19 protein-coding genes are annotated in these 25,116 nt (G+C 55.3%); 12 read left to right on the top strand and 7 right to left on the bottom strand.

All coding sequences use genetic code 11. The features are described 5' to 3' along the window. Positions 1-146 precede the first annotated feature (146 nt). From B2R17_RS27700 to B2R17_RS27690, 3 genes are read left to right on the top strand one after another with little or no spacing between them, the layout of a single operon-like run. Positions 147-872, top strand: a complete 726-nt coding sequence (locus B2R17_RS27700) for a 3-keto-disaccharide hydrolase (protein ID WP_286766545.1) — start codon at positions 147-149, stop codon at positions 870-872. 54 nt (positions 873-926) lie between these two features. Next, entirely contained in the window at positions 927-1,592 is a 666-nt protein-coding gene (locus B2R17_RS27695; RefSeq protein ID WP_286766544.1) for a sigma-70 family RNA polymerase sigma factor, read from the top strand. A gap of 7 nt (positions 1,593-1,599) precedes the next feature. Beyond that, on the top strand, positions 1,600-3,294 hold the full coding sequence (locus B2R17_RS27690; protein WP_286766543.1) for a serine/threonine-protein kinase: 1,695 nt from the start codon (positions 1,600-1,602) through the stop codon (positions 3,292-3,294). Between the two features lie 174 nt (positions 3,295-3,468). Here the strand turns inward: B2R17_RS27690 and B2R17_RS27685 are convergent, their stop codons facing one another. Together B2R17_RS27685 and metH are read right to left on the bottom strand one after the other, a co-directional pair. Further along, positions 3,469-4,797 (bottom strand): ArnT family glycosyltransferase, encoded by a 1,329-nt coding sequence (locus B2R17_RS27685; RefSeq protein ID WP_286766542.1) that lies wholly within the window; start codon positions 4,795-4,797, stop codon positions 3,469-3,471. After that, positions 4,784-8,488 carry a methionine synthase gene (gene metH, locus B2R17_RS27680; RefSeq protein ID WP_286766541.1) on the bottom strand — a complete coding sequence of 1,235 codons (3,705 nt, stop codon included), beginning with the start codon at positions 8,486-8,488 and terminating at the stop codon, positions 4,784-4,786. The genes B2R17_RS27685 and metH overlap by 14 nt, the downstream gene beginning before the upstream one ends. Positions 8,489-8,843: 355 nt before the next feature. Between metH and B2R17_RS27675 the strand changes: the two genes are divergently transcribed. Then, positions 8,844-9,680 carry an amidohydrolase family protein gene (locus B2R17_RS27675; RefSeq protein WP_286766540.1) on the top strand — a complete coding sequence of 279 codons (837 nt, stop codon included), beginning with the start codon at positions 8,844-8,846 and terminating at the stop codon, positions 9,678-9,680. A 290-nt stretch (positions 9,681-9,970) separates the two neighbouring features. On the opposite strand, the gene B2R17_RS27670 is transcribed toward B2R17_RS27675, so the two are convergent. The 3 genes from B2R17_RS27670 to ilvN all read right to left on the bottom strand — a co-directional run bounded on the left by B2R17_RS27670 (position 9,971) and on the right by ilvN (position 12,207). Continuing rightward, positions 9,971-10,597: a DUF4254 domain-containing protein gene (locus tag B2R17_RS27670; RefSeq protein ID WP_286766539.1), complete on the bottom strand. Its 627-nt coding sequence runs from the start codon at positions 10,595-10,597 to the stop codon at positions 9,971-9,973. Between the two features lie 4 nt (positions 10,598-10,601). Further along, positions 10,602-11,606, bottom strand: a complete 1,005-nt coding sequence (gene ilvC / locus B2R17_RS27665) for a ketol-acid reductoisomerase (RefSeq protein ID WP_007339869.1) — start codon at positions 11,604-11,606, stop codon at positions 10,602-10,604. Between the two features lie 61 nt (positions 11,607-11,667). Continuing rightward, entirely contained in the window at positions 11,668-12,207 is a 540-nt protein-coding gene (gene ilvN, locus B2R17_RS27660; protein WP_007339870.1) for an acetolactate synthase small subunit, read from the bottom strand. A gap of 324 nt (positions 12,208-12,531) precedes the next feature. Between ilvN and B2R17_RS27655 the strand changes: the two genes are divergently transcribed. From B2R17_RS27655 to B2R17_RS27620, 8 genes are all read left to right on the top strand, one after another. Next, positions 12,532-13,335: a segregation and condensation protein A gene (locus B2R17_RS27655; RefSeq protein WP_286766538.1), complete on the top strand. Its 804-nt coding sequence runs from the start codon at positions 12,532-12,534 to the stop codon at positions 13,333-13,335. Next, positions 13,335-14,174: an MBL fold metallo-hydrolase gene (locus B2R17_RS27650; protein WP_286766537.1), complete on the top strand. Its 840-nt coding sequence runs from the start codon at positions 13,335-13,337 to the stop codon at positions 14,172-14,174. Before B2R17_RS27655 ends, B2R17_RS27650 begins: the two co-directional genes overlap by 1 nt. 1 nt (position 14,175) lies before the next feature. After that, complete coding sequence (gene hemW, locus B2R17_RS27645; RefSeq protein WP_286766536.1) at positions 14,176-15,345, top strand: radical SAM family heme chaperone HemW; 1,170 nt, start codon at positions 14,176-14,178, stop codon at positions 15,343-15,345. An 821-nt stretch (positions 15,346-16,166) separates the two neighbouring features. Beyond that, positions 16,167-17,387 (top strand): DUF1559 domain-containing protein, encoded by a 1,221-nt coding sequence (locus B2R17_RS27640; protein ID WP_339886577.1) that lies wholly within the window; start codon positions 16,167-16,169, stop codon positions 17,385-17,387. A gap of 412 nt (positions 17,388-17,799) precedes the next feature. Beyond that, the gene (locus B2R17_RS27635) at positions 17,800-18,369 is read left to right on the top strand and encodes an RNA polymerase sigma factor (RefSeq protein WP_233215637.1); all 570 of its coding nucleotides are present in this window, start codon (positions 17,800-17,802) and stop codon (positions 18,367-18,369) included. Next, positions 18,311-19,672 carry a FecR domain-containing protein gene (locus B2R17_RS27630; protein WP_286766534.1) on the top strand — a complete coding sequence of 454 codons (1,362 nt, stop codon included), beginning with the start codon at positions 18,311-18,313 and terminating at the stop codon, positions 19,670-19,672. The genes B2R17_RS27635 and B2R17_RS27630 overlap by 59 nt, the downstream gene beginning before the upstream one ends. Positions 19,673-19,750: 78 nt before the next feature. Then, positions 19,751-21,211, top strand: coding sequence for a sulfatase (locus tag B2R17_RS27625; protein ID WP_286766533.1), 1,461 nt, complete (start codon positions 19,751-19,753; stop codon positions 21,209-21,211). Positions 21,212-21,214: 3 nt separating this feature from the next. Next, positions 21,215-22,804, top strand: coding sequence for a sulfatase (locus B2R17_RS27620; protein ID WP_286766532.1), 1,590 nt, complete (start codon positions 21,215-21,217; stop codon positions 22,802-22,804). Between the two features lie 234 nt (positions 22,805-23,038). On the opposite strand, the gene B2R17_RS27615 is transcribed toward B2R17_RS27620, so the two are convergent. Both B2R17_RS27615 and B2R17_RS27610 read right to left on the bottom strand, forming a co-directional pair. Continuing rightward, positions 23,039-23,983, bottom strand: coding sequence for a hypothetical protein (locus B2R17_RS27615; protein WP_286766531.1), 945 nt, complete (start codon positions 23,981-23,983; stop codon positions 23,039-23,041). 290 nt (positions 23,984-24,273) lie between these two features. Beyond that, positions 24,274-25,011: an AraC family transcriptional regulator gene (locus B2R17_RS27610; RefSeq protein ID WP_008654659.1), complete on the bottom strand. Its 738-nt coding sequence runs from the start codon at positions 25,009-25,011 to the stop codon at positions 24,274-24,276. Positions 25,012-25,116 lie beyond the last annotated feature (105 nt).

The raw sequence follows: 25,116 nt of genomic DNA, 5'->3' as shown, positions 1-25,116 counted from the left end.
GGCTTGCCCGTATCAGCGGCGAGCCGTTTGTCACCAACAGGATTTTGCCGTCCGAGCCCCATCCATAGATTCCTCCGGTTAAACTGCCCTTCCCGGCATTCTCTTGCCCGAAACACACCTTCCCGCCCCACCTCATGAGCTCAACCGTGAACCGTGTTCTTTGCATCCTGACTCTTGCCGCCACCTTCGCGGCTTCCCCCGCCAACGCCCAAGACAGCGATAAGGCTGTTCTGGCCAAAACAATGAAAGGTGCCAAAACCGTCACCTTGTTCGATGGCAAAACCCTCGACGGCTGGCGTGGGCGTGAGGACCTTTGGTCGGTCGACGACGGTGCGATTCACGGTCAAACGACCGATGAGGAACCGATCAAGCAAAACACGTTCTTGATCCTCGATCGCCCGGTCAAAGGCAGCTTCGAGCTGACTCTGCAGTTCAAGATGATTGGTGGCAACTCGGGCATCCAGTACCGCAGCAAAGTCCTCGACGAAGAGAAATTCATCGTCGGTGGCTACCAAGCCGACATCGATGCGACCAATCGTTTCGCAGGGATCCTGTACGAAGAAAAAGGCCGCGGAATTTTGGCCACTCGCGGACAACAAACCACGATTTGGGCGACCGGCGAAAAGACGACCGAACAATTCGCGACCGCCGAAGAACTCGCCAACAGCATCCATCTGGGCGAATGGAACGACTACCGAATCTTGGTGAGAGACAACCACTTGGAACAATTCATCAACGAAACGCTGATGATCCGTTTGGTCGACCAACAACCCGGCAAAAAAGCCGACTCGGGAGTCATCGCGTTGCAATTGCACCGAGGCCCCGCCATGAAAGTTTGGTTCAAGAACATTCAAATTCGCGAATGGAAGTGAGCCAGGGACGATTGCCCTATTTCCAACACGCTACCATGTGATTGGAGCGTGACCATGACCAAATCTTTATGGCCATCGGGCGACAACACGGAAGTGCTGATCAAAGCAGCACGCCAGGGCGACCCCGAAGCCGTCAATCAACTGCTAGACCGACACCGCGGCCCGATCCGTCGATTGGTGGAGGTCCGTTTGGACCGAAAAGTCCAGCGACGCGTGGACGTCAGTGACGTCGTCCAAGAAGTTTTGGTCGAAGCCAGCGGACGTCTCCAAAAGTACCTCGACGATCCGGTGATGGCGTTCCATTTGTGGCTCCGGCAAATCGCCTGGGACCACATCATTGACACCTACCGCCGCCACCGTGTCAGTGCCAAACGCAACATGGACCGCGAGCAACCGATCGCCGGCGGCGGCCGTGTGGATGAATCATCCGTCGATCTCGCGATTCAATTGTGCGACCCCGCGATGACTCCCGCCGCCGTCGCGACCCAGCGTGAAATCGCGACGCAAGTCGAGGCGGCCATTCAGAAGCTGGACGAAGGCGACCGCGAAGTCATCCTAATGCGTCACTACGAGCACCTTTCGAACCTCGAGATCGCTGAAGTTCTTAACCTCAATCCACCCGCCGCCAGCATGCGCTACCTGCGTGCGGTTCGTCGCTTGAAAGCGGTGCTGGAAGAAGACAAGGAAAACTTCGGCGTCGACAACGACTCGCAGGGTTGAGGCTTCGATGGCCTCTTCGCCAGACCCGTCGCACACCGGCTCATCCGACGAAGTTCGTTCGCACGATCAGTACCTTGCCGATGTGCTAGCGGAGATCACAGACAAAGTTTGCCAGGGCGAAGCCGTCGACTTCCACGCCATTTGCGAACAACACCCAACACTTGCAGATGATTTGCAGCAACTGTGGGGTGCCGTATTGGTCACCGACACCGCCGGCACCGCCCACGATGAAGCCCCGGTGGTTCCGGATGTCCCCGACGTTTCAGAAGACTCGTCGGCTCGTTGGCGTAGCCTTCGATTGCCGACAACCATCGGCGACTTTGATTTGCTGGAAGAAGTTGGCCGAGGCGGCATGGGCGTGGTCTTTCGTGCCCGCCAACGATCGCTCGACCGAGAAGTCGCGATCAAGATGATCCTTCGGGGCCGTTTGGCCAGCGACGCCGATCTGCAACGCTTCATGGCCGAAGCCGCGGCAACTGCATCTCTGGATCACCCCAGCATTGTGCCCGTGTACGAAGTCGGTGACATCGAAGGCCGGCCATTTTTCAGCATGCAATTCATCGAAGGACAAACCCTTTCCCAGAGAGTTGCGTGCGGTCCCATGGCACCTCGCGAGGCGGCACGAATGGTCGCCCAAATCGCTCGCGCCGTCGCGGTGGCTCATCAAGCTGGCATCCTGCACCGCGACATCAAACCGGGCAACATCCTGATCGCCAAAGACGGGCGACCGATGATCACGGATTTTGGATTGGCCAAACAGGTCGGTGCCAAGATGGACCTGACCCGAACCGGCATGTTGGTCGGCACCCCCGCGTACATGTCACCCGAACAAGCCGGTGGTCGTCGCGGTGACATCGGTCCCGCCAGCGACGTCTATTCGCTCGGCTGCGTTCTGTATTTCGCTTTGACCGGACGGGCCCCCTTCGTCGCCGAATCACCGATGGAACTGGTGATGTTGGTCACGGAACAAGATCCGACGCCGCCGCGAGCGCTACGTCCAAGTTTGGATCGTGATCTCGAGATGATCACGATTCGTTGTTTGCAAAAACCAGCCGACCTGAGATACCCGACCGCGGAAGCACTCGCCAGCGACATCGAAGCCTACCTCGCCGATGAACGCGTCTCCGCTCGCAGCGGCCGTTTCAACCAAGTCCTCGCGAGAGTCTTTCGCGAAACCCATCATGCGGCCGTGCTTGAAAAGTGGGGGCTGCTTTGGATGTGGCATTCGCTGGTGCTGTTGGTGGCCAGTCTGATGACTTGGCAAATGGCGCTCGCTGGGATCAATGAGCGTTGGATTTATGTCTTCGTGTGGGTGATCGGACTGAGTGCCTGGGCCGCCGTGTTTTGGAAACTGCGTCAACGCATGGGACCGGTCACGTTCATTGAACGACAAGTCGCCCATGTGTGGGGCGCCAGCCTGATTGCGACCGCCCTGCTGTTTCCGTTGGAATGGTGGATCGGACTGGAACCATTGCGATTGGCACCGATGCTGGGCGTGATCACCGCCATGGTCTTCCTGATCAAAGCCGGGATGCTGAGCGGAGCGTTTTACATTCAAACAGTGCTCTTGCTCGCAACCTCGGTAGCGATGGCGGTGTTCCCATCCGCCGCTCACTTGATCTTTGGCATCGTCGCAGCGGGATGCTTCTTCATGCCCGGCTACAAGTACGAACGCCAACGATCCCTGCTCGAACAACGCTGAACAGATAAACTACTTTGCAATTTCCCTTCGCATTTTATTCGTAGTCCAGGTTCCACCTGGAATCCCAACCGATGCTTTGGAACAAAGCGAGGCGTCAACAGCACGATCCATCACAAGCTTCCGACGGACCAGCGAATCACGGTCGCTAGGTAGAACCTAGCCTACGGTGTCCGGCTACGTGGTTGTGGTTCGGTCCGCCTTCTTTGGAACCACCAAGCACGCCACCGCAACGGCCAACATCGGAATGACCGGCGAACGCATTCGTGGGTTGCTCCAGTACACACTGTGCACCGCGGTCAGCGTGATCACCAACGCGAACACAGGCCAAGCATTCGGGCGTCGCCACTGACGCCAGTGCCGACCAACTCCAAGCACAGCGAACAACAGCATTCCGCTTTGATAAATCCCGATCAGAAGGATCACCATCATCGATCGATCGGGCGTGCGAGCGGGAAACGGATGCCATAGACTCGTCGCCCGAACGACGCACGACCAAGCAAACATCGCCGGCCGATTCGAGATGGTGGACCTGGCCATTTCATAGGCAACCCGATCATCCGACACCTCGTCGTCGCCTCTTTCTCGGGCCTCGTACTCAGCGAAGAACTCGGTCGGATCCCACGGCGTACGTTCCCAAGGTTTCCATCCAATCGATGACTCATTCAGGGAGTCATAAAACGATTCATTGTTCGCCAGCAACAATGTGTAGCCACCATGCGTGGTTGCCCAAATCGGGTGACCAAGTTGCGTAACATTCCGCAACGTCCAAAGACCAACAGTCGCAACGAGAATCAAACCCACGACGCCGACGCGAGCCACTCGCCGTATCCGACAACTTGGACCGACGAAGAACAAAGCCGGAATCAACATCGCCGCCCAAACCAAGAACGTCGGCCGGCACAAAACAGTCAGCGACAACAATCCGCCAAACACAACGGCATCGATGATCGGCCGCGAAGGTGACAGATCACACGAATTGATTCGTTCGTCGCCGTCCAATTTGACGGCTCCCGGCCTGGGGTTCAGCCTCGCCACCCACCACCACCAAACCATCGCCGTCAACGCAGTGGCAATGGTTTCCGTCATCACCAGTGTGGATTGCCACAATAGCATCGGATCTATGGCCACCAGGCTCGCTGCGATCCAAGCAACTCGATCGGACCACCAACGGCGAGCGATGTCCCACGTCAAACCAATCGTCAGAACACCCAAACACACATGCAACATGGCCACCCAACCGGATGCCAAATGGCCATCGTTGTCAACAAAGAATGAGAGCAACCACGGATACAGCGGAGGACGAAACGCGGTCGGGGTCGCCACCTCACCTTCACCCATCAAACCGAAGGTACCGGTTTGGGCCAGCGTTTCCGCGATCACTCGATAGGCATCCGGATCCGCATCCAACGAATCCAGTTTGGCCAGCACGATCGAACCTCGCACTAAAAATGCGAGGGTGATCCCGCTGACCAACCACAGCCACCGACGATCAGGATGGGTCATACGCCAAGTTGGGTGACAACCAACGCTCAACTTCCGAAATCGGCCAGCCCTTGCGAGCCGCATATGATTCAATTTGGTCTTTCGTCATCCGATCGACCGTGAAGTACTTGGCATCTGGATGCGAGAAGTACAAACCACTGACGCTGGCTCCCGGCGACATCGCATAGCTCTCGGTCAGATTGATTCCGGTGTTCTTCTCGGCTTCTAACAAGTCAAACAGGGTTCGCTTCTCAGTGTGATCGGGACACGCAGGATAGCCCGCCGCCGGCCGAATGCCGCGGTACTTCTCCGCGATCATGTCCTCGTTGGTCAGATCCTCTTCCCTGCCGTATTGCCATTGCTCGCGGACTTGTTGGTGCAAGTATTCCGCGAAGGCTTCGGCACAGCGATCGGCGACCGCAGAAGCGATGATCGAACCTTCGTCGTCGAGCTCCTTCTTGAATCGCATCGACAATTCCTCAGCGCCCAATCCAGCGGTCACGGCGAAACCACCGAGGTAGTCTTTGCGACCACTGTCGACGGGCGCGATGTAGTCGGCCAACGAACGGAAATCCTTCTGCCCGCGACGCTCCCATTGCTGACGCAAGCAATGGAATCGCGTGCGTTCTTCCGTTCGCGACTCATCGGTGTAAACGATGATGTCATCGCCGTCCGATGCCGCTGGCCAGAAACCGTACACGCCTTTGGCTTGAATCAGTTTTTCATCGATAACTCGGTCAAGCATCTTGTTCGCTTTCTCGAACACCTCTTTGGCAATCGGACCAACCGTTTCATCTTGGAAGATCTTCGGGTACTTGCCCTTTAGCTCCCAAGTCATGAAGTATGGTGACCAATCGATGTAGTCACGAAGTGTTGCCAGCGGGAAGTCATCGAGCACCTTCGTACCAATGAATTCAGGTTGGTCAATGCGAACCGATTCCCAATCCGTTTTGAATCGTTTCTCGAGAGCTTGTTCATAAGGAACCAAGGTCTGCTTGCGTTCGCGGAAGCTGCTGACCAGCTTCTCTTGTTCGCTGACATTGGCTTCCAAAAATGCATCGCGAGAATCATCGCTGAGCAACTTCTCCACGACACCAACACTGCGACTGGCGTCCAAGACGTGCAACACCGGACCGTCGTATGCCGGTGCGATCCGAACCGCCGTGTGCTTGGCACTCGTCGTTGCACCGCCGACCAACAATGGCTTCTTCATCCCGATGCGTTTCATCTCGCGAGCGACATGAACCATCTCATCGAGGCTGGGTGTGATCAGCCCTGACAAACCAATCATGTCAGCGTCTTGCTTGACGGCTTCCTCCAAAATCTTTTCGCTGGAAACCATCACGCCCAGGTCGATCACTTCGTAGTTATTGCACTGCAAAACCACACCGACAATGTTCTTGCCGATGTCATGAACGTCGCCTTTGACCGTCGCGATTAAGAACTTGCCGCGAGCTTTGTGATCTTGAGTTCCAGCCTCGACCTTTTCCTGTTCCATGAACGGTTCGAGGTAGGCGACCGCCTTCTTCATCACGCGTGCGGACTTAACGACCTGAGGCAAAAACATCTTGCCTTGACCAAACAAATCACCCACCACACTCATCCCAGCCATCAACGGACCTTCGATGATGTGCAAGCATTTGTCGTAGTGCTGACGCGCCTCCTCGGTGTCTTCGACGATGTATTTGTCGATGCCCTTGATCAGAGCATGCTTCATCCGTTCTTCGATCGAGTTCTCTCGCCAAGCCAGGTCTTCGCCGGATTTTTTCTTGCCGCTGCCTTTGACAGTCTCGGCAAATTCCAGCATGCGATCGGTCGCGTCATCGCGTCGGTTCCAAAGCACATCCTCGACATGTTCCAGCAGATCCTTGGGAATCTCTTCGTAGACTTCCAACTGCCCCGCGTTGACGATCCCCATGTCCAAACCGGCCTTCACGGCTCGGTACAGAAACGCGCTGTGGATGGCTTCGCGAACCGGGTCGTTGCCACGGAAGCTGAAGCTGATGTTGCTGACGCCGCCGCTGGTCTTTGCACCGGGACATTCTTTCTTGATCCGTTCGACCGCGTTGACGAAATCAACTGCGTAGTTGTTGTGCTCTTCCATCCCGGTCGCAACCGTCAGGATGTTGGGGTCAAAGATGATGTCTTCGGGCGGGAAGTGGGCTTGGTTGACCAATAAGTCGTAAGCTCGTTTGCAAATTCGGACCTTGTTGTCCTCGTCGGCTGCTTGGCCCTCTTCGTCAAACGCCATCACCACCGTCGCCGCACCGTATTGGCGCACCAACCTTGCACGACGGAGAAACTCTTCTTCGCCGTCTTTCAGAGAGATCGAGTTGACGATCGCTTTGCCCTGCACGTTTTGCAGACCAGCCTCGATGACTTCCCAGCGACTGCTGTCGATCATCACGGGAACGGCGGCCACGACGGAGTCACCCGCGATCAAACGCAAGAATCGCGTCATGGCTTCGACGCCATCGAGCAACGCATCATCGAAGTTCACATCGATGATCGTTGCACCGTTCTCGACTTGTTCGCGCGCAACCTCGACCGCTTCGTCGTACTCTTCGTTGCGAATCAAGCGAGCGAACTTGCGACTACCGGTCACGTTGGTGCGTTCACCGACCATCGTGAATGGGATCTCGGGCCGCATCACCATCGGCAACTGACCCGACAACCGAGTCCATACTGGACCGCCCTTGTCGTCCTGCTTGGGTTTGCAATTCTTGACCCGTTCCGTCATCGCACGGATGTGATCGGGAGTGGTTCCGCAACAACCACCAAGAATGTTGATCCAGCCATTGTCGGCGTACTCACCAACGATCTCTGCCATCGGCTTGGGGTCCAAGTCGAACGCGCCCATCTCATTGGGCAACCCAGCGTTGGGGTGACAGCTGATTGGCAGCCCGGTCGCTTTGGACATTTCCTCCACGTGCGGACGCATGATGTCTGGCCCGAGGGCACAGTTCATCCCGACCGACAACACGGGGAAGTGTGACAGTGCGGTGACGAAAGCTTCGACGCTTTGACCACTGACAAACGTTCGGCCGCCTTTGTCGAACGTCCCCGATACCATCACGGGAACCCGCCGGCCGCCTTCGTCAAAGTAACGCTGAATCGCGAACAAACACGACTTCAGGTTCAACGTGTCGATGGCGGTTTCAGGCAGCAGGATATCCACGCCGGCTTCGCACAGCGATTTCACTTGGGCGTAGTAGCTGTCGGCCAGCTTGTCGAACGTGGTCGCTCGAAAAGCAGCGTCCTCGACGTCGGTGCTGATGGCGAGCTGCATCGTCGTTGGCCCAATCGAACCAGCAACAAAGCGAGGTTTGTCGGGTGTCTTCTCGGTCCACTGATCAGCGGCTTTGCGAGCGCAAGCAACGGCGGCCACGTTGATCTCGTCGACTAAATCCAACGGGAGGTCAAACTCGACCATCCCAATTGGCGACGCACCAAACGAGTTCGTTTCGACAATGTCGCTGCCGGCTTCGTAGTACTTCGAGTGGATCTCGGTGATCTTCTCAGGATGAGTCAGGCACAAAATGTCTGAGAAGTTCTTCAGGTCTTTGTGGTGGTCAGCGAACCGGTCGCTACGCACCGCCGCTTCATCCAATTCCAACCGCTGGATCATCGTCCCCATCGCACCATCGAGCATCAAAATGCGTTCGCGGATGAGTTCGGCGAGAAGCTGATCAGTCGACGTGGCTTGCAACATGGATAACCCAAAAGCAGGCGAAGGGATGAAAATCAAAGAGGGTGAGAAAAGACGCCGTTTTCCCGCACCTTTGAACCGATATCTTCGTCGCCTACCAACAAACGAGCAACCCGAACGGCAGAGACGAACGCAATTTTCAAGTGGGTGACGAGTGCATCCGTCGCTCGGTGGTCCTCCACCGGGATGATCGCGGGATCGGCTGCGGCCCGTCAGGCACCATTTTGTTGCTCAAGCAGGACACACCAAGCAGCCTTCAGGTTCCCTTGTTGGCGTTGCAAGATAGGATGTGGCTCGCGCGTGTTTTGCCACGCCGAACACCTTCCCCAAACCACATTTCTCTATAGAGAAAATCATCATGTTGATCGATTCGCACCACCACCTTTGGGCCTACGATCCGGAAGAATACGGCTGGATCAGCGACGACATGAGCGTCCTTCGCCAGGACTTCCTCGCCGCACAATTACGCGAGATCGCCGCTGAAAGCGGAGTCGATGGCTTCGTCAGCGTTCAGGCTCGTCAGTCGATGCGAGAAACCGAGGACCTGCTGAAAATCGCTTCCGAAGAACCCCTGATTCGCGGCGTGGTGGGCTGGACCGGGCTGGCGGATTCCGACATCGAATCGCAGTTGGAATCCGTCTCCGGTACCGACAAGCTGGTCGGCATGCGACATGTTGTTCAAGACGAACCGGACAATCGCTTTCTCGACGGCCAAGCGTTCAATCACGGCGTCTCGCTGCTCGGCCAACACAACTTGGTCTATGACATTCTGATCTTCGCCAAACAGCTTCCCGCCGCGATCGATTTCGCGGACCGCCACGCGAGTTTGCCGATGGTGGTCGACCACATTGCCAAGCCAACGATCTCAGGTGGCAAGATGGATCCCCAGTGGGAACCGCACTTCAAAGAACTCGCCCGCCGCGAAAATTTGACCTGCAAGTTCTCTGGCGTGGCCACCGAAGTTCGCGACGCGGAATGGAACATCGAAACCATTCGTCCGTACTGGGACGTTGCCTTGGAAGCGTTCGGGCCGCAGCGTCTGATGTTCGGCAGTGACTGGCCCGTGTGCTTGCTTCGAACCGGCCACAAGCAATGGCTCGACACCGTTCGCGAATTGGCATCCGAATTGAGCGACGACGAACAAGCCACTTTCTTCGCCGGCAACGCGATCAAGGCATATGGGTTGGACGCCTAAAGATGTAGCCGGATTCGCCAAGAATTCGGAGCATGATGGATGCAATGCCGGATGCCACCGCCGAGGGGAACTCACGGCGGAGACCGCCGTGCTACAGGTTGCCCGCCGACATGGCTCGCCCATGCCCGTCCGAATTCTTGGCGAATTCGGCTACGGAGACATGTAGGCCATGTTTCACATGGCTTCCTCGCCGATGCTTTGGAATAAAGCGAGGCGAGCAGCCATCGAACGCCAATGCGTCGCTCATTTCACAACCCGCCGCGTTAGCAAGGCCGTCAAAACCCGACCCCTCAACCCGACATCTCAGGGTTGAGGCTGGGGTCGTTGTACATCTTCATTTGGCGGTACGTCTTGTGACGTTTGCGGCCAGCGAAAATGTCATCGATCAACTTTTGCAATGACGCTGACAGATCCGCATGCTGGACTTGGCAAAGCAACCACCTCGCTTCCACCTTGGATCGGTGCCCGGCATCGACATCCTGCCGTTGCAACTGCTCGGCGTAATGAAACAAACGCAGCGACATGATCGACAACCGGTCGATCGCACTGCCGGGCGTCTCGGTGTTGATCGGAGCGTTCTCAGGAACCACGACATCCGATTGCTGGATGGATTCCGTGATCGCATCGTCCAGCTTTTCGATCCAATCGTTTCGCTGTTGATTCAGCCGATCGATGGAACGTTTGACTTCTGCAATGCGAGCGTCGGTCACGTTTGGATTGCGTGCGACGTCTTCTTCGTGCCACAACTCAAAATTGAAAGCATGTTGCTGGCACACCCATTTCAGCCAACCCGAATACGGGTTGGCCATGGGTTCATCGTGCCACCGGCGGACGCAATCGATCTGCAATTGCGCCCAGTCTTGGACCGAACCGGTGACCTTTGGAATGCGGCCTGAATCGTCAGCGGGGCCGCTCACCGGATCAAACTTCTTTTTCGTCGATCCAGTTCATCATGCGGCGAAGGCCGAGACCGATTTGCTCGACACCGTGCAAACGTTCGCGACGTCGGGTCGCCTTGAAGAAAGGAGCACCCGCACGGTTTTCGCTGATCCACTTGCGAGCGAACTCGCCTTGTTGGATCTCTTCGAGAACCTTCTTCATTTCGGCTTTGGTTTCATCGGTGATGATGCGTGGGCCGGTGACGTAATCGCCGTACTCAGCGGTGTTGCTGATGCTGTATCGCATGTAGCTCAAGCCACCTTCGTACAACAAATCGACGATCAACTTCAGTTCGTGCATGCACTCGAAGTAAGCCATTTCAGGCTGGTAACCAGCTTCGACCAACGTGTCGAAACCAGCCTTGACCAATTCGCTGACACCGCCGCACAAGACAACTTGTTCGCCGAACAAGTCGGTTTCGGTTTCTTCCGCGAAAGTGGTTTCGATGACACCACCGCGAGTTCCGCCGATGCCCTTGGCGTATGCCAAACCGATTTGCTTGGTGGTTTCCGAAGCACCTTCGCCCAGTGCGATCAACGCAGGAACGCCGCCGCCCTTTTCGTACTCGCTACGGACCAAGTGGCCGGGGCCCTTGGGAGCGACGAGCAGAGTGTCGATGCCCTTGGGAGGATCGATTTGACCGAAGTGAATGTTGAAACCGTGCGAGCACATCAACACGTTGCCTTCGGACAAATTGTCACGAATCGAATCGCGATAGATGTCCGCTTGAACTTCATCGGGAAGCAACACGTTGATGACGTCGGCTGCCTTGGTGGCCTCGGCGATCGACATAGGCTCGAACCCGTGCGAGACGGCCAAGTCGTAGTTTGCACTGCCGGGACGCTGGCCAATGATGACCTCGCAACCGCTGTCACGCAGGTTTTGAGCTTGGGCGTGTCCTTGCGAACCGTAACCCAAGATCGCGACCTTCTTGCCTTTCAAGTGGGACAGGTCGGCGTCGTTTTCGTAGTAAATGGTGGCTGCCATGAGAAGTCACTCAGGGTGTGTGGGGAAAGATGATTTGGAAGGGATCGGTACAGAATCGGTGTTAGGCTTGGACGGTTTCAGCAGCAGGCTCACTCGAGGTGACTTGCGAACCACTGCGAACCATTGCGATGCGGCCCGTGCGGACCAATTCGACGATGCCGTAGCGATCGATTCGTTCGATGAAAGCCTGGACTTTGTTGGCTCGGCCGCTGATTTCGATCATCACTTCCCCTTCGCCGACATCGACGATTTGACCGCGGAAGATATCGACCAATTCGCGAATTTCGCTGCGGACGCCACCTGCGGGTGCGGTGACTTTGACCAGCAGGAGATCGCGTTCGACGTAATCGTTGGAGCTGATATCCAGCACACGCACGACCGTGACGATTTTCTCGAGTTGTTTGCGGACTTGGTCGAGGACTTGGTCGTCGCCGACAACGACAAACGTCATTCGCGAAAGCGTTGGATCCTCGGTTTCACCGACAGCCAACGAATCAATGTTGTAACCGCGGGAAGCGAGCATTCCGGAAATGTGTGCAAGCACTCCGGGCACGTTTTGAACGAGCGCCGAGAGCAAATGACGTTGGTTGGGACTGGCCATGAAAATGCCTGTGAGTCGCCATGTGAGAGCAAAAAAGATCGCCAATCGCGTCGAAGACGCGACAAATACAACGGAAGGGTCGCGATCAAGAGCGACGCATGATAATTTTGGAGGTTGACGCTGCCAAGGGCTTCGGGCCAATCGCTGCAAACTCGCTGCTCGATCTGCCGGGACAGAGCACTTCCAGACGCCGAATGTTCGCTGATAGCTCCGCTTCGGCACCCGATTCCGCCGGAACCAGCTCGCCTCTCGAACCTGTTCCTGCCATTTTTGTCCCTCATTCACCTAACTTTCAGCCCTTTCTGTTCCTGAGCGACCCACTGCATGAGCTTTCGCATCGATTTGCCGGTCTATCGAGGGCCAATCGATCTGCTGCTGTACTTGGTCCGCCGCCAAGAATTGTCGCTGACGGAGATGTCGCTGGCCAAAGTGGTCGACCAATACGTCGCTCACTTGGACGTGCTCCAGGAGCTCGATTTGGGCGAAGTGGGCGATTTCCTGGAACTGGCCGCCACCTTGGTGGAAATGAAAAGCCAGGCGGTTCTTCCCAAAATTGAAGACGAAACCGCAGAAGAAGCCGTCCAGGACACCCACGAAGCGTTGGTCGAACGCCTCCTGCAATACAAAGAAATTCGCGACGCGGCGGCTGTGCTGGACGAAATGTCCGCTCGTTGGCAAACCCGATTTGAACGCGTCGCCGACGACCTCCCGACCCGCCGCAACGATCCGGCCGATCAACCGATCGTCGAGCTGGAGATCTGGGACTTGGTCAGTGCCTTTGGACGGATCATGCGTGAATCCGCCGGGCCACCGGCCACCGAGGTCATTTACGACGACACCCCCATTCACGTCTATATGCAAAAGATCCACAAAGAACTGGCGGCCCACCCCCGCGTTCCGCTGGTCGATTTGGTGTCCGCCGGGCAACACAAATCGGCCTACATCGGTTGGTTCCTGGCCATGTTGGAACTGACTCGGCACCACGGTGCTGCGGTCGACCAAAACGACGAAGGTGAAATCGAAGTCGTGCGGACCGAACGCTATTCAGACAATTTGAACGTCAACGAAGTCGACAACTACGGCACCGACTCGATCGACAACAGCAACATGCCGATCCGGATGCGTTGATGGTCGATAACATTCCGCTCCTCTCGCATGTCCACAACGGACTGACGATCGAGGGCTATTCGCGTGCCGCCGTGCAAACCTGCTGGCGAATCAACGAACTCAAGCTGCTCTTTGATGTCGGGGTCCAACCCTGGGACTTCATGGGCACGCCGACCATGTTCATCTCGCACGCGCACCTGGATCACATCGCTGCCCTTCCCGCGTACGTGTCCCGCCGCCGAATGATGAAGATGGATCCGCCGATCATCTACCTGCCCGATTCAGCGGTCGACATGGCGTGGAAGATGTTGCAAACCTTCCGCAGCCTCGATCGCGGCGCGATGCCGTGTGAGTTGATCGGATTGCTGGATGGCGACGAAACCAAGATCGGTCGTGAGTACGTTGTGAAATCCATGAACGTGCATCACACGATCGATGCACTTGGGTTCATCGTCTACCAACGTCGACACAAACTCAAACCCGAGTACCTGGACCTGCCCGGCGAAAAAATTCGCGACCTGAAGATGGCCGGCACCGAAATCACGACCGAGCAACGCGTGCCCGTGTTCGCTTACACCGGCGACACATCACCCAAGGGATTGGACAACAACCCCGAGTTTTATGAGTCCAAAATTCTGATCAGTGAACTCACGTTTGCTGCGCCCGAACATCGCCGATCAAAGATCCACAAACATGGCCACATGCACGTGGATGACTATCGCGAACGAGCGGACAACTTCAAGAACGAATTGATCATCGGGTCTCACGCCAGCACGCGTTACACCGACGTCCAAATCCGACGCTTTGTCAAAAAAGCATTGCCCGGCATGCTGGACGACCGGCTGAAACTTTGGATCTAACATGACGTGCAATCCTCCCGGCGGCTGGCCCCAACCACAGTCGCTGTATGTGCACGTTCCGTTCTGTCGTCATCGTTGCGGTTACTGCAACTTCAGCGTGATCGCTGGTCGCGACGAGCTACAAGATCAATACATTGATGCCGTCGAGCGAGAACTCAAAGGCATCGACAACTCGTCGCGAGATGTGCCGCTGCAAACAATCTTCTTGGGCGGTGGCACGCCAACGCGATTGTCAGCCGCACATCTGCTGCGACTGCATCGAGCCATCGCGGAGGCATTCCCGATCGCCGACGATGCTGAGATCACCGCGGAAGCAAACCCCGAAGACATCTCGCCCGAGTGCTTGGATGCTTTGCAAGCCATCGGCGTCAATCGGATCAGCCTCGGCGTTCAGTCGTTCAACGCCGACAAATTGCGATGCCTCGAACGCGGCCATGACGAATCCATCGCACTCGATGCGATCGAAGCCGCTCACCAACGAGTCGGCAATGTCTCGATCGATCTGATCTTTGGTGCCCCGAACGAAACTCTCGCGACTTGGCAAAATGATTTGTCGATCGCCGCAGCCTCCTCGATCTCGCATGTCTCCACCTATGCCCTGACATTCGAAAAAGGCACCTCCTTCTGGTCACGGCGTTTGCGCGGTGATTTGGCAGAAACCGATGAGACGCTCGAACTGCAAATGTACGAAGCCGCTCAACAACAATTCTCAAGCGACGGTTGGCAGCAGTACGAGATCAGCAGCTTTGCCCGAGAATCCTTCCGATGCCAACACAACCTGGCCTACTGGGCAGGACGTGGCTGGCACGCCGTTGGTCCTGGAGCCGCTCGCTTCGTTGACGGTCGACGCGAAGTCAATCATCGAAGCACGACGACCTATCTGAAACGCATACTGGCCGGCGGACGTGCAACCGACGAAACCGAGACCATCACATTGGAACAGTACGCTCGTGAACTGGCCGCATTCGGAATTCGCCAGCTCGACGGGATCGACCTTTCAACGGTTCGTGACCGTACTTCAATCGACCTGGAAACCTTGCTTGCCCAAACGCTGACCAAACTTCAATCGATGGAACTGGTCACGCACCAGAATCACCATTTGCAACTCACCCGTCGCGGCATCCTGTTCGCAGACACAGTCGCAACCGCTCTGCTGTCTGAGCCAGAGTAGAACCGCTGCCCTCAACAGTTTTCGTTGCTGGGTTGCTTCGTGAAAGAGCTCGAAGTGAATGGGTGGAACTACCGTGCCCTCGCTTCACACGATAAGCACGTGGGCAGGAACGATCGGGCAGAATTATGTGAGCCGTTTAGACGTTCGCCCCGGCTGTACCTGGCCGCAACGCAGCGCACGCGTAAGCAAGAAACGATGTTTCAGTCTCGGGCAAGTCACGATGCTCGTTGAATGGGTTGATAACCACGTGGTCCGCATCGAATCGTGATGGTGCAAACACTGACGAAAAGCCTTCAACAATCTGATCGTCTTTCATGCAGCTTATCGATCTTAACAGAGAAGGCACACGAGAATACAAAACCTCGACACACCCCTCCTGCCACCCAGTCCTGGTCCCCTACCTGATGCACAAAGAGACGTGCATCTTCATGCGTCGTATGGGTCCATCATGAAAGTCGCCGCGCATCCAAATGCAGTTCATCAAAACTTCATCTATTACGGGTTGTCCGTTTGAAGTGTTAGAGGATCCTGCTTTGATACTCCGTCGTCAAAATCAACCACGACTTATCTCAACTCTCACGACCCTGCCACAGTCTGTTTGTCGTTTCCAAAAAGCGACTCCAACTTTTCGTAAGAAATGATTGATTTCATTGTCCAGAACTTTCAGGTCGCGCATGTAGACGAGTGCAGTAGGTCTTCTGGTCCGGCTCCTTTGGTATGTGAGACGGCACCTACTGCTTGGCAAGCTTATCTCGCTATTTCAATCGGGCTTGATGCTTGACTAGCAACCTTGTGTTTTCAATGAATTAAAGAGGTAGATTGTGTTAAATAGATGTCGAGATAGGCATGGATTCACTCTCGTAGAACTACTCGTCGTGATCGCGATCATTGGAGTGTTGGTAGGTTTGCTGCTCCCTGCTGTTCAAGCAGCTCGCGAGGCCGCTCGCCGTATGAGTTGTGGGAACAATGTCAAACAGATTGGACTCGCACTTCACAACTATCACTCGGCATACAACCAACTGCCTGTGCAGCGTGGCGGCACCGATGGTGGTGGTTACCTGGGTGGTCACTACGCGAGTTCCAACATAGACAATCGGCTTCAACTGAGTTTCTTGGTGGGGCTGATGCCTTTCATCGAGCAAACCGCACTGTGGGAACACATCAGCAACGGCGATCCAACTCTTCCGGTTGCACCGAACTTCTACCCACCCATGGGGCCAACGCCAAATCGTGCAACATTTGTCCCTTGGGTGACTGAGATACCAGCGTTCCGCTGCCCCAGCGATCCGGGAACGGGTTTGCCGGCGAATGGAAGAACGAACTATGCCGCATGCATGGGCGATGCAATTGAAAAAGGCAACTCAGGAGCCTACGACTGGGATATGACACCGCCCAATAGCTCGCGCATCGAAAGATTACGTGCGTCTCAGCGGGGGATGTTTGTACCGATGGAAAGCACCAAGTTTCGCGACGTTCTCGACGGGCTATCCAACACGCTCATGTGTGGTGAAATCCCGACCGACATGGGGGACAACGATATTCGCACGCAGCCTCACATTGGCAATAAAGCTTGGGCCGCTGTCATGAACAACCCAAGCTATTGCGAACAGTTCCGTGATCCTGAACGCCCTCAGTTCTGGGACCCCAATGTGAGCAGCGATCTGCAAAACGCGTCCGCTGCCGACCGGGCACGAGGGTTCCAATGGGCGTCGGGTTTCTTGCTCCACACTGGCTTTCAAACAATCCTGCCTCCCAACCGTGAGTTCTGCGTCGACAACAACCAAAGCCCGAACTCGCTGAAGTCCGTGCAAATGGAAGTCTTGGCTCCTGCCGGCAGTCGCCACCTAGGCGGAGCCCACGTATTGATGGGTGACGGAGCGGTGAAGTTCATCACCGACTCCATTGACGCCGGCAACCAAACCGCCAAAACCGTTCGTGCCATCAACGCAGCACCATCCAACGCGGGTGCAAGGAGTCCATTCGGTCTGTGGGGATCCCTTGGGACACGTGCGTCCGGAGAAGTCATCAACTCCGAGTTTTAGACCTCCGAAATAAATCAACGATTCATGCTGGATGCCTTCGTGAGTATCCAGCCCTATTGGCTGTGGTGATTGCTGCTGAATGCCTTGCCGATCGGCAAGGCAATTCAAAGCGAACGAGCGGCACACAGCCACCCAACATCTTCACATCCCCACCACTGCGCAACGCTAAACAGCTTGCGCACTCAACACTAGGAATTCCAATGCTAAGGTTCGCAATCTGCGGAGTCATTGCTTGCACACTATTCGTCCCTGCTATCGGTTGCAGCGGAAGTTCAGAACCCGAGGTCATCATGGACCTGCAAACAGCCGCCGACATTCAGGCCGAGCGTGATGCTCGTGACAAAAAGTCAGCTGAACAGGCTGCAAAGGAAGCGAAATCGGCACCCAAACAACGATGATGGATCGAAGCGAAATGCTCGGCATTCTGATGCAAGAAAGGACCAAGCAAGTCGCGCTTGCTTGGTCGATCTTGCGTCAGTCACAGCTCGCCGAAGATGCTTACCAGGACATGCTGGTGAAGGTCTTCGAGAATGAAAGCGTCTTTGAAGGCCCCCGTCATCTTCGCGACTGGTCCTGGAAAGTTCTCCGTCGCCGCTGCTATGAGTTCATCCGCCGACAAAATTATCGACCATCTCTCCTCGATGAGTCAATTTTGGATTTAGTGGACGCAGATCTCGAATGTCGCGATGCCGATGAAATTAACTTGCGTGTCGATGCACTTCACCAATGCCTCGCAAACCTAACGGTTCACTGCCGCGACGTAGTTCGGCTTCGATTCTCTGAAGGATTGAGCGGCATTGAAGTAGCGGAAAAACTGGGGCGTACCCCGGACACAATTTATAAAACGTTGCACCGAATTTACAGCACGTTGGGCGAATGTGTTCAAGACCGGTTGGGTGCGTGGAACGCGGAGACATCCCACTATGACAGAAGAAGAATTTCAACATCTGACAACACGCTATCTCGAGGGTGTACTCAATGAGGATGAACTCGAAAAACTCGGCTATGAACTAAGCGGTTGTCCGGAACGAGTGAAGCAATTCAACGATGTTCGATTGCTGACAGGTTTGATCCACGAACATGGCCAGAATGCTCGCAATCCTGAGGTTCAATTGGAATCCGCTGCTGCGATCGCATCACCCGGTTGGACGAAATCGAGATGGATATTCCTTGCCGCCCAAGCAGCCTTGGCAGCGTCGATTCTGCTCGCGATCGTGCTTGCGCCTCGTTTCTTTGCTGCGTCACCAGTCGCGACGTTGATTTCAGGAGAGAACGCTTCCTGGGAAAGTGCTCTCCCCACTACCACCGGATCAGACCTGGCCGCAGGTCTTCTGGATTTGAAGACAGGAATGGCAACGATCCAGTTCCGATCCGGCGTTGACGTTTCGATCCAAGGACCAGCCCGACTGGAACTGATTACACCGATGCGGGGAAGAATCCTGTCCGGAAGGGCAAGGATCGATGTACCAAAATCCGCCATCGGGTTCATCATGGAAACCCCGAACGGCTATGCGGTTGACCACGGTACTGAGTTCTCAGTGAGCGTTGATCCGTCCAGCGATCGTTCCAGTTTCAAAGTCCTTGACGGTGAAATTTCTGTCTACGTTGCCTCAACCGGCGAAAACGCTCGGTTGCGCGGCGTTGGCAAGGCGATCACGGTTGAGTCAAACGCACTTGTCGAAGGAAAACCGATCGAACCTGAACTTGGCCCTGCTCCTGGTCCCCAAACGCTGATTGTCGGCACTGGCGGTCGTGAAGGCACTGCGATCCGTAATGACAGACGCGAGTTCATCCAGCCTAAATACTTAACTGTCAACCGGCTGATGAAGAAGCAATGGGATCGACGGTCATTCTTTGCCTTCGATCTCTCCAACGTCAACTTCGATGAGGTCGATTCGGTGCTACTTCGGCTCAACCTTGTCCCCTTTCCCTACGGCCTATTCAGCAGCCTACCGGAATTGAATCGATATGCGGTCTACGGAATCACGAACCCAGAAAAGGCTGGCTGGAACGTTGAATGTCGTTGGCAAGACTCTCCTAGTCCCGACGACGGTGTGATCCTCGGAACGTTTGACGTGCCGCGTAGTCAACAAAACGGAAGCTTTGAAATCAGCAACCAAAGGTTGTTGGAATTTCTCAAAGAACGGAAAGATACCGAAGTGACTTTCGTCATCGAACGGCAGAACCTACCGATCAGGACCAACGACGTCCCATGCCATGCCTTTGCTGGCGTTCCGCATCCCGAAGCCAGCGAACCGAAACTCGAATTCACACTCAAGAAATAGCACTCGCAGGTGGGTTGCAAGACTCACGGTCTATCGATCGCCTTCAATCATCCGACCCATTCTCGGAAACCTAACCTAGTGATTTCAAAACACACCATCGCCATCTCCTTGGCCATCTGCTGCTTCTTCGCTTCCATTGCGGACGCCCAACATGAACGCCCCAACGTCTTGATGATTTGCATTGATGACATGAATGACTGGTGCGGTTTCCTGGGCGGTCACCCTGAAGCAAAGACACCACACATGGACAGGTTGGCTGCGAAAGGCGTTACGTTCACCAACGCACATTGCACCGCGCCGGGATGCTCTCCCAGTCGCAACGCGTTACTCCTGGGAGTCGAGCCCCATAAATCAGGGCTTTATCCGTTTTACAAACTGAAAAAAGTCGATCGGAAGGTGCTCGATCGCTACACAAACCTTCCCCGTCATTTCAAAGAAAACGGTTACACCACCTGTGGCGTGACCAAGGTGTTTCACAACCCTGACAACACCTATGAAGAAGACGAAACCTGGGACGAATACGCTTCCTTCGGCGATATCAAAATCAAAGGAGCCGAGGGAAAAGGGTTCATGGCAGACAACAAAGACAGGAAGAATCGATATTTGAGAGTTTGCGCGGCAACCAACCCGCTCGACCATTTTGTTGACTACCGGACTGCTTCCCATGCGGTCAGTTTCCTGCAGAAGCAGCACGAAAAACCCTTCTTTCTCGCCGTTGGGTTCATTCGTCCTCACATCGAATTCATCACACCGGAAGAAAACTACGACCGCTTCCCCGACGAGATTGCACCACCGCCAATGACGCAGTCTGACCTGGAAGACATTCCCGCGGTTGGCCAGTCGATGGCATTCCAATCCGTCGTCGACCGTTTTGAGCAGCATGACTGCTGGAACGAAGTCCGCCGTGGTTATCTGTCGTGCATTTCTTTTACCGATGACAATATCGGTCGTGTGATGACAGCGCTCGAAGAAAGCACGTACCTCGACAATACCATCGTGGTTCTCTGGTCGGACCACGGATTCCACCTCGGTGAAAAAAGTTCCTACACCAAATTTTCACTGTGGGAAGAATCCACCAGGGTCCCGTTCATCATCTGGGATCCGCGAGGCCAGGATGGCAACGGGAAACGATGTTCTGAACCGGTTGGACTCATCAATGTTTATCGAACATTGTGTGACCTAACCGGCCTTACACCGCCGGAATACGTGGACGGAATCAGTTTGGTGCCGTGGCTGAAAGACCCCCAAAAACCGATCGACCGACCGGCGATGACCACTTGGGGTCGTGGCAACTACACCTTGCGAACGAAGAACTGGCGATACACCCGCTATTTCGACGGCACTGAAGAACTCTACGACCACACAAGAGATCCCAATGAATGGACCAATCTAGCGAGCAACCCAGAACACGAACCAATGAAGCGTGACCTTGCCGAAAAATGGCTACCGAAATCGGAGGCGCCGAAAGTGCTTTCCGGCAAAGCGTTGGACAATGTCAGGGATGCAGACTCCCCCAATCGCAACCTAACCAACAGATAAACCATGATGCCTCTACTCAAAACAGCCGTGTGGAAACGATGGCTGTTGCTGGTGCTCGCTGCTTTCGCCGCCTATCCGGTCCAGGCCAAGCAAAAAAACGTGTTGTTCATTGCGGTGGACGATCTCAAACCGCTGCTGAATTGCTACGGACACGAACACGTTCACTCACCCAACATCGATGCGCTTGCCGCATCCGGAATGGTCTTCCAAAACGCACACTGCCAACAGGCGTTGTGCGGCCCATCTCGCATGAGCCTACTGACCGGTTACTATCCCGACACGCTCGGCATCTATGGAATGGGCCCGGAACGATACAGGTTTCGTCCGCGATTTCCTGACCTGGTCACACTGCCACAGCACTTCAAAAACAATGGCTATGTCACCATTGGGACCGGTAAAATATTCGACCCGCGCAATCTGGACGGCGATTGGAACGGCCCCCAGGACGCGGCGTCTTGGACTCATTTCTTCGGACGAAATCCCTACAACGCGAACATCGGTGGGCCGATCATCAGCGGTCGCTATCACAACCCCGCCTTGAAGGATCTCGTTGCAGAGCTGAAAAAGAAAGGTTCCGCATTGGGTCTAACGGACAAAAAGCTGCAGCAATACGTACGCGATCACGGCGGTGGTCCGGCTGTGGAATGCTATGACGTTCCCGACGACGCCTACCAAGACGGTGCGATCGCCAATCGCGGGATCGAACAACTGGAAACGCTCAAGAACTCGAGCACGCCATTCTTTCTGGCGATCGGTTTTGTCAAACCGCACCTTCCCTTTGTCGCTCCGAAGAAATACTGGGATCTCTACGATCGCGAGACGCTCGAACTCGCTGCCCACCAGCGATATCCACAAGACTCGCCGAAATGTGCCGAAACCGAATATGTAGAAGCCCGCACCTACAGCGGCGTGCCAACGACCGGCCCCATCTCACCGCCCACCCAAAGAGAACTCATCCACGGCTATCTCGCCTGCGTGTCCTATGTCGACGCTCAGATCGGTCGCTTGATAGCCAAGCTCAAAGAGACCGGCATGCAGGAAGATACGATCATCGTGCTTTGGGGTGATCACGGATTCCACCTCGGCGACAAGCAACTTTGGGGCAAACACACCAACTACGAGCAATCAACTCGAACTCCATTGGTCATCGCAAGCCCAGACCTTGCTGGTGCTGGCATCAACCGATCGCCGGTCAATCTCATCGACATCTTTCCAACGCTCTGCGAATTGACCGACCTGGAACCGCCGACCGGGACCGAAGGAAAAAGTCTCGCTCCCATTCTGCAGCACAGTCGAGACTCAGTAAACGAATTCGCCGCGACGATCTTCCCACACGACAAGCACTGGGGAGTCGCGATTCGCACAGAACGTTATCGATACATCGCGTGGTACAAAGGCGTGATGACTAAGAAACGCAGCGGAGCACGACTCAAACAAAAACCACAGTTCACCGAACTGTACGACTACCAATCCGATCCGCTCGAGCGAACGAATCTGTCGGGGAACCCTTCCTACCAAGAAATTGAAGAGAAACTCGCCAAGATGAACCAAGCGCACGTCGCAGCCACTCAGAACCGACAATTCTCGAACTAAACACGTCGGCAGGAACGCTCGGGCACAATCATGTGAGCCGTTTGGGTGTTAGCAGCCTGTTGAATTGGTCGTATACCGAATGACAACAATTAGCCGATGGGCGTTGGCCCCGGTTGGCGTGTGACTAACCGCCGCTAACGCGGTACGGCTCATTACCGTTGGCCCGCGGTTGCACGTGGCTGCATTGGCATCTACCGAAACAGTCCAAATACCAAAGGACTCCTGCCAACCTGCCTATTTACTCGTTGGTCCAAAGAAGCTCATGGTACCTGTCGCCAACGGCAGGTCGCTCGCGGGAAACGTTCCATCCGCCACGCTACGATGCGGCGTCCCGGTTGGCGAGTCTGGTATGCGTCCCGCAAAGAAGAACCCGTAGCTTCGTAGCGTGTCCCAGTCGTCGGAATGGACAAAGAGATGGGTGGGAATCAACTTTTGATAGTCGCTCCTTCCTTCCTGATTCTCGGCTTCATTGTGGGCTTTTGCGGCCGCGAATCGCCGATGCAGATCAGCGCGAGCTTCATCGATTTCGGCGTACGTGTAGATCGGTGAAGATGGGTTCTCTCCGCCAATTCGCAGGCTGGTGCGAGTAAAACCGTAGGTTTCTCCAAGCAATTCGAAGAGCTGCAGAATTCTTTCGGCTCCAAAGTGAGCCAGACCGTACAGCTTGTCTTGACGGGCCGGTCCGTGGAAATGGTCGTCCATGTAGTAGAGCTGTCCCTTTTTGCTTCGACCGCCCTCTCCCTCGATCACTCCGGCTAAGAAATTAGGATTGCGAATCGCGTCTTTCAGGAGCTGTGGATCACCTGGGTTTCCGCCTGGCAGCGAATGGTTCCAAAAGTCCCAAGGAGCTTTGACCTTCCGTTTATCAGGTTCGCCATCCGTGTTCCCCAATTGCATACCAAGCTCGGGAATCGACAAGAGCCGTTCCACGACAGCTTTGTATTTCGCATGGCGTACCTCCGAGCGAATTCCGGTTACTTGGTCAGTGTTCAGTGGCTTGCCGTCGGCCCAGACCCACCCCAAGAAACGAGACAAATCGGCTTGTTGCTGGGCTGTGAGGTCGCCGTACTCACCGGCCGGAGCTGTTCCAGCCATCACAACGGACGCAAACAACACACAAGCAAGGCACCTTGCCCCTAGGTCTAGAACAGCGATCTTCAAGACAAGGAAACTTCGCATTTCATAACCATCACGGATGTGCGTCAAATACAAAAACGGCTCCCGCATTCTAGCAATACTTGCCTGCGACGAACCACACTCGACAGGCTTGCAAACTTATAAGAATAGCAGTTTGAAAGCTAACCCCCATGAATGAGCCAGCCATTCCAAACGAGGTGAACCTCCGCATCTTTGCTTCACGCGTTGGAAGTTCAGTGAGATCGTTGCTTTGAATCTGGAAAATAGCTTGGAAGAGCACGCTGCCTGACAGAACAATGGGGGCCAATTGTTCTACTCTGTGGGAGCGGCGTTCAACTCTGTTTGCGTTTGCGATACTCAGTCGGCGACATCTTCATGATCCGCTGAAAACTGCGACTGAAGTGTGCGTGGTCATAGAAACCGCAACTTTGCGCGATCGTGGTCACACGCTCGTCCGTTTCTCGCAACCATCGCGCCGCGTTCTCCACTCGAACGCGGATCAAATACTGTCGTGGTGAAGCACCAAACGCCAATCGGAATCGCCGCTCAAAATGGCTTGCCGACAACCCCGCCATCTCAGCCAAGTGCCCCGTCGGAATGTCTTCGCGATAGTGAGCGTGGATGTACTGCATCACTTTTTCCAACGAGTCCGCGCTGCCCGATTGCATCCGCTCGACTTGACGTGAAAAACCGGCCACACCGATCACACGTCCACGACGATCCTTCAGCGGGATCTTGCTGGTCGTGACCAATCGCGGCGACCCCGCTTCTTCGGGCGCACTTTCGATTCGGTTGATGATCGCTTCCTTCGATTCCATCACCTGCAAATCGTCTTCGCGGTATTCGTCCGCCCGTGTCTTTGGAAAGAAGTCGTGATCGGTCTTTCCGATTGCTTCCGACTCAGACAACACGCCGCAATACTCACAGCCGCGGCGATTGAGCGCCATGAACCTGCCCTCGCGATCTTTGACGAAAAACGACACATCGGGCATCCAATCGAACAGCTTCAATATCTCCTGTCCGGGAGCCAAACGAGCGAAAAACGCTTGTCTATTGAGTGTCTTTTTCATGCTGCTTTTTTACACAAGAATAATCGCTTCATGCAAGACAACCAGCGTTTTCCCAGCGAAACTGGTCTGCGAATCAGTCATTCCCGAGCGGGACCACGCTTCGCT

This window comes from Rhodopirellula sp. UBA1907 (genome assembly GCF_002337565.1).
GTDB lineage: Bacteria > Planctomycetota > Planctomycetia > Pirellulales > Pirellulaceae > Rhodopirellula > Rhodopirellula europaea.
This window is presented reverse-complemented; position numbering and strand designations above follow the sequence as displayed.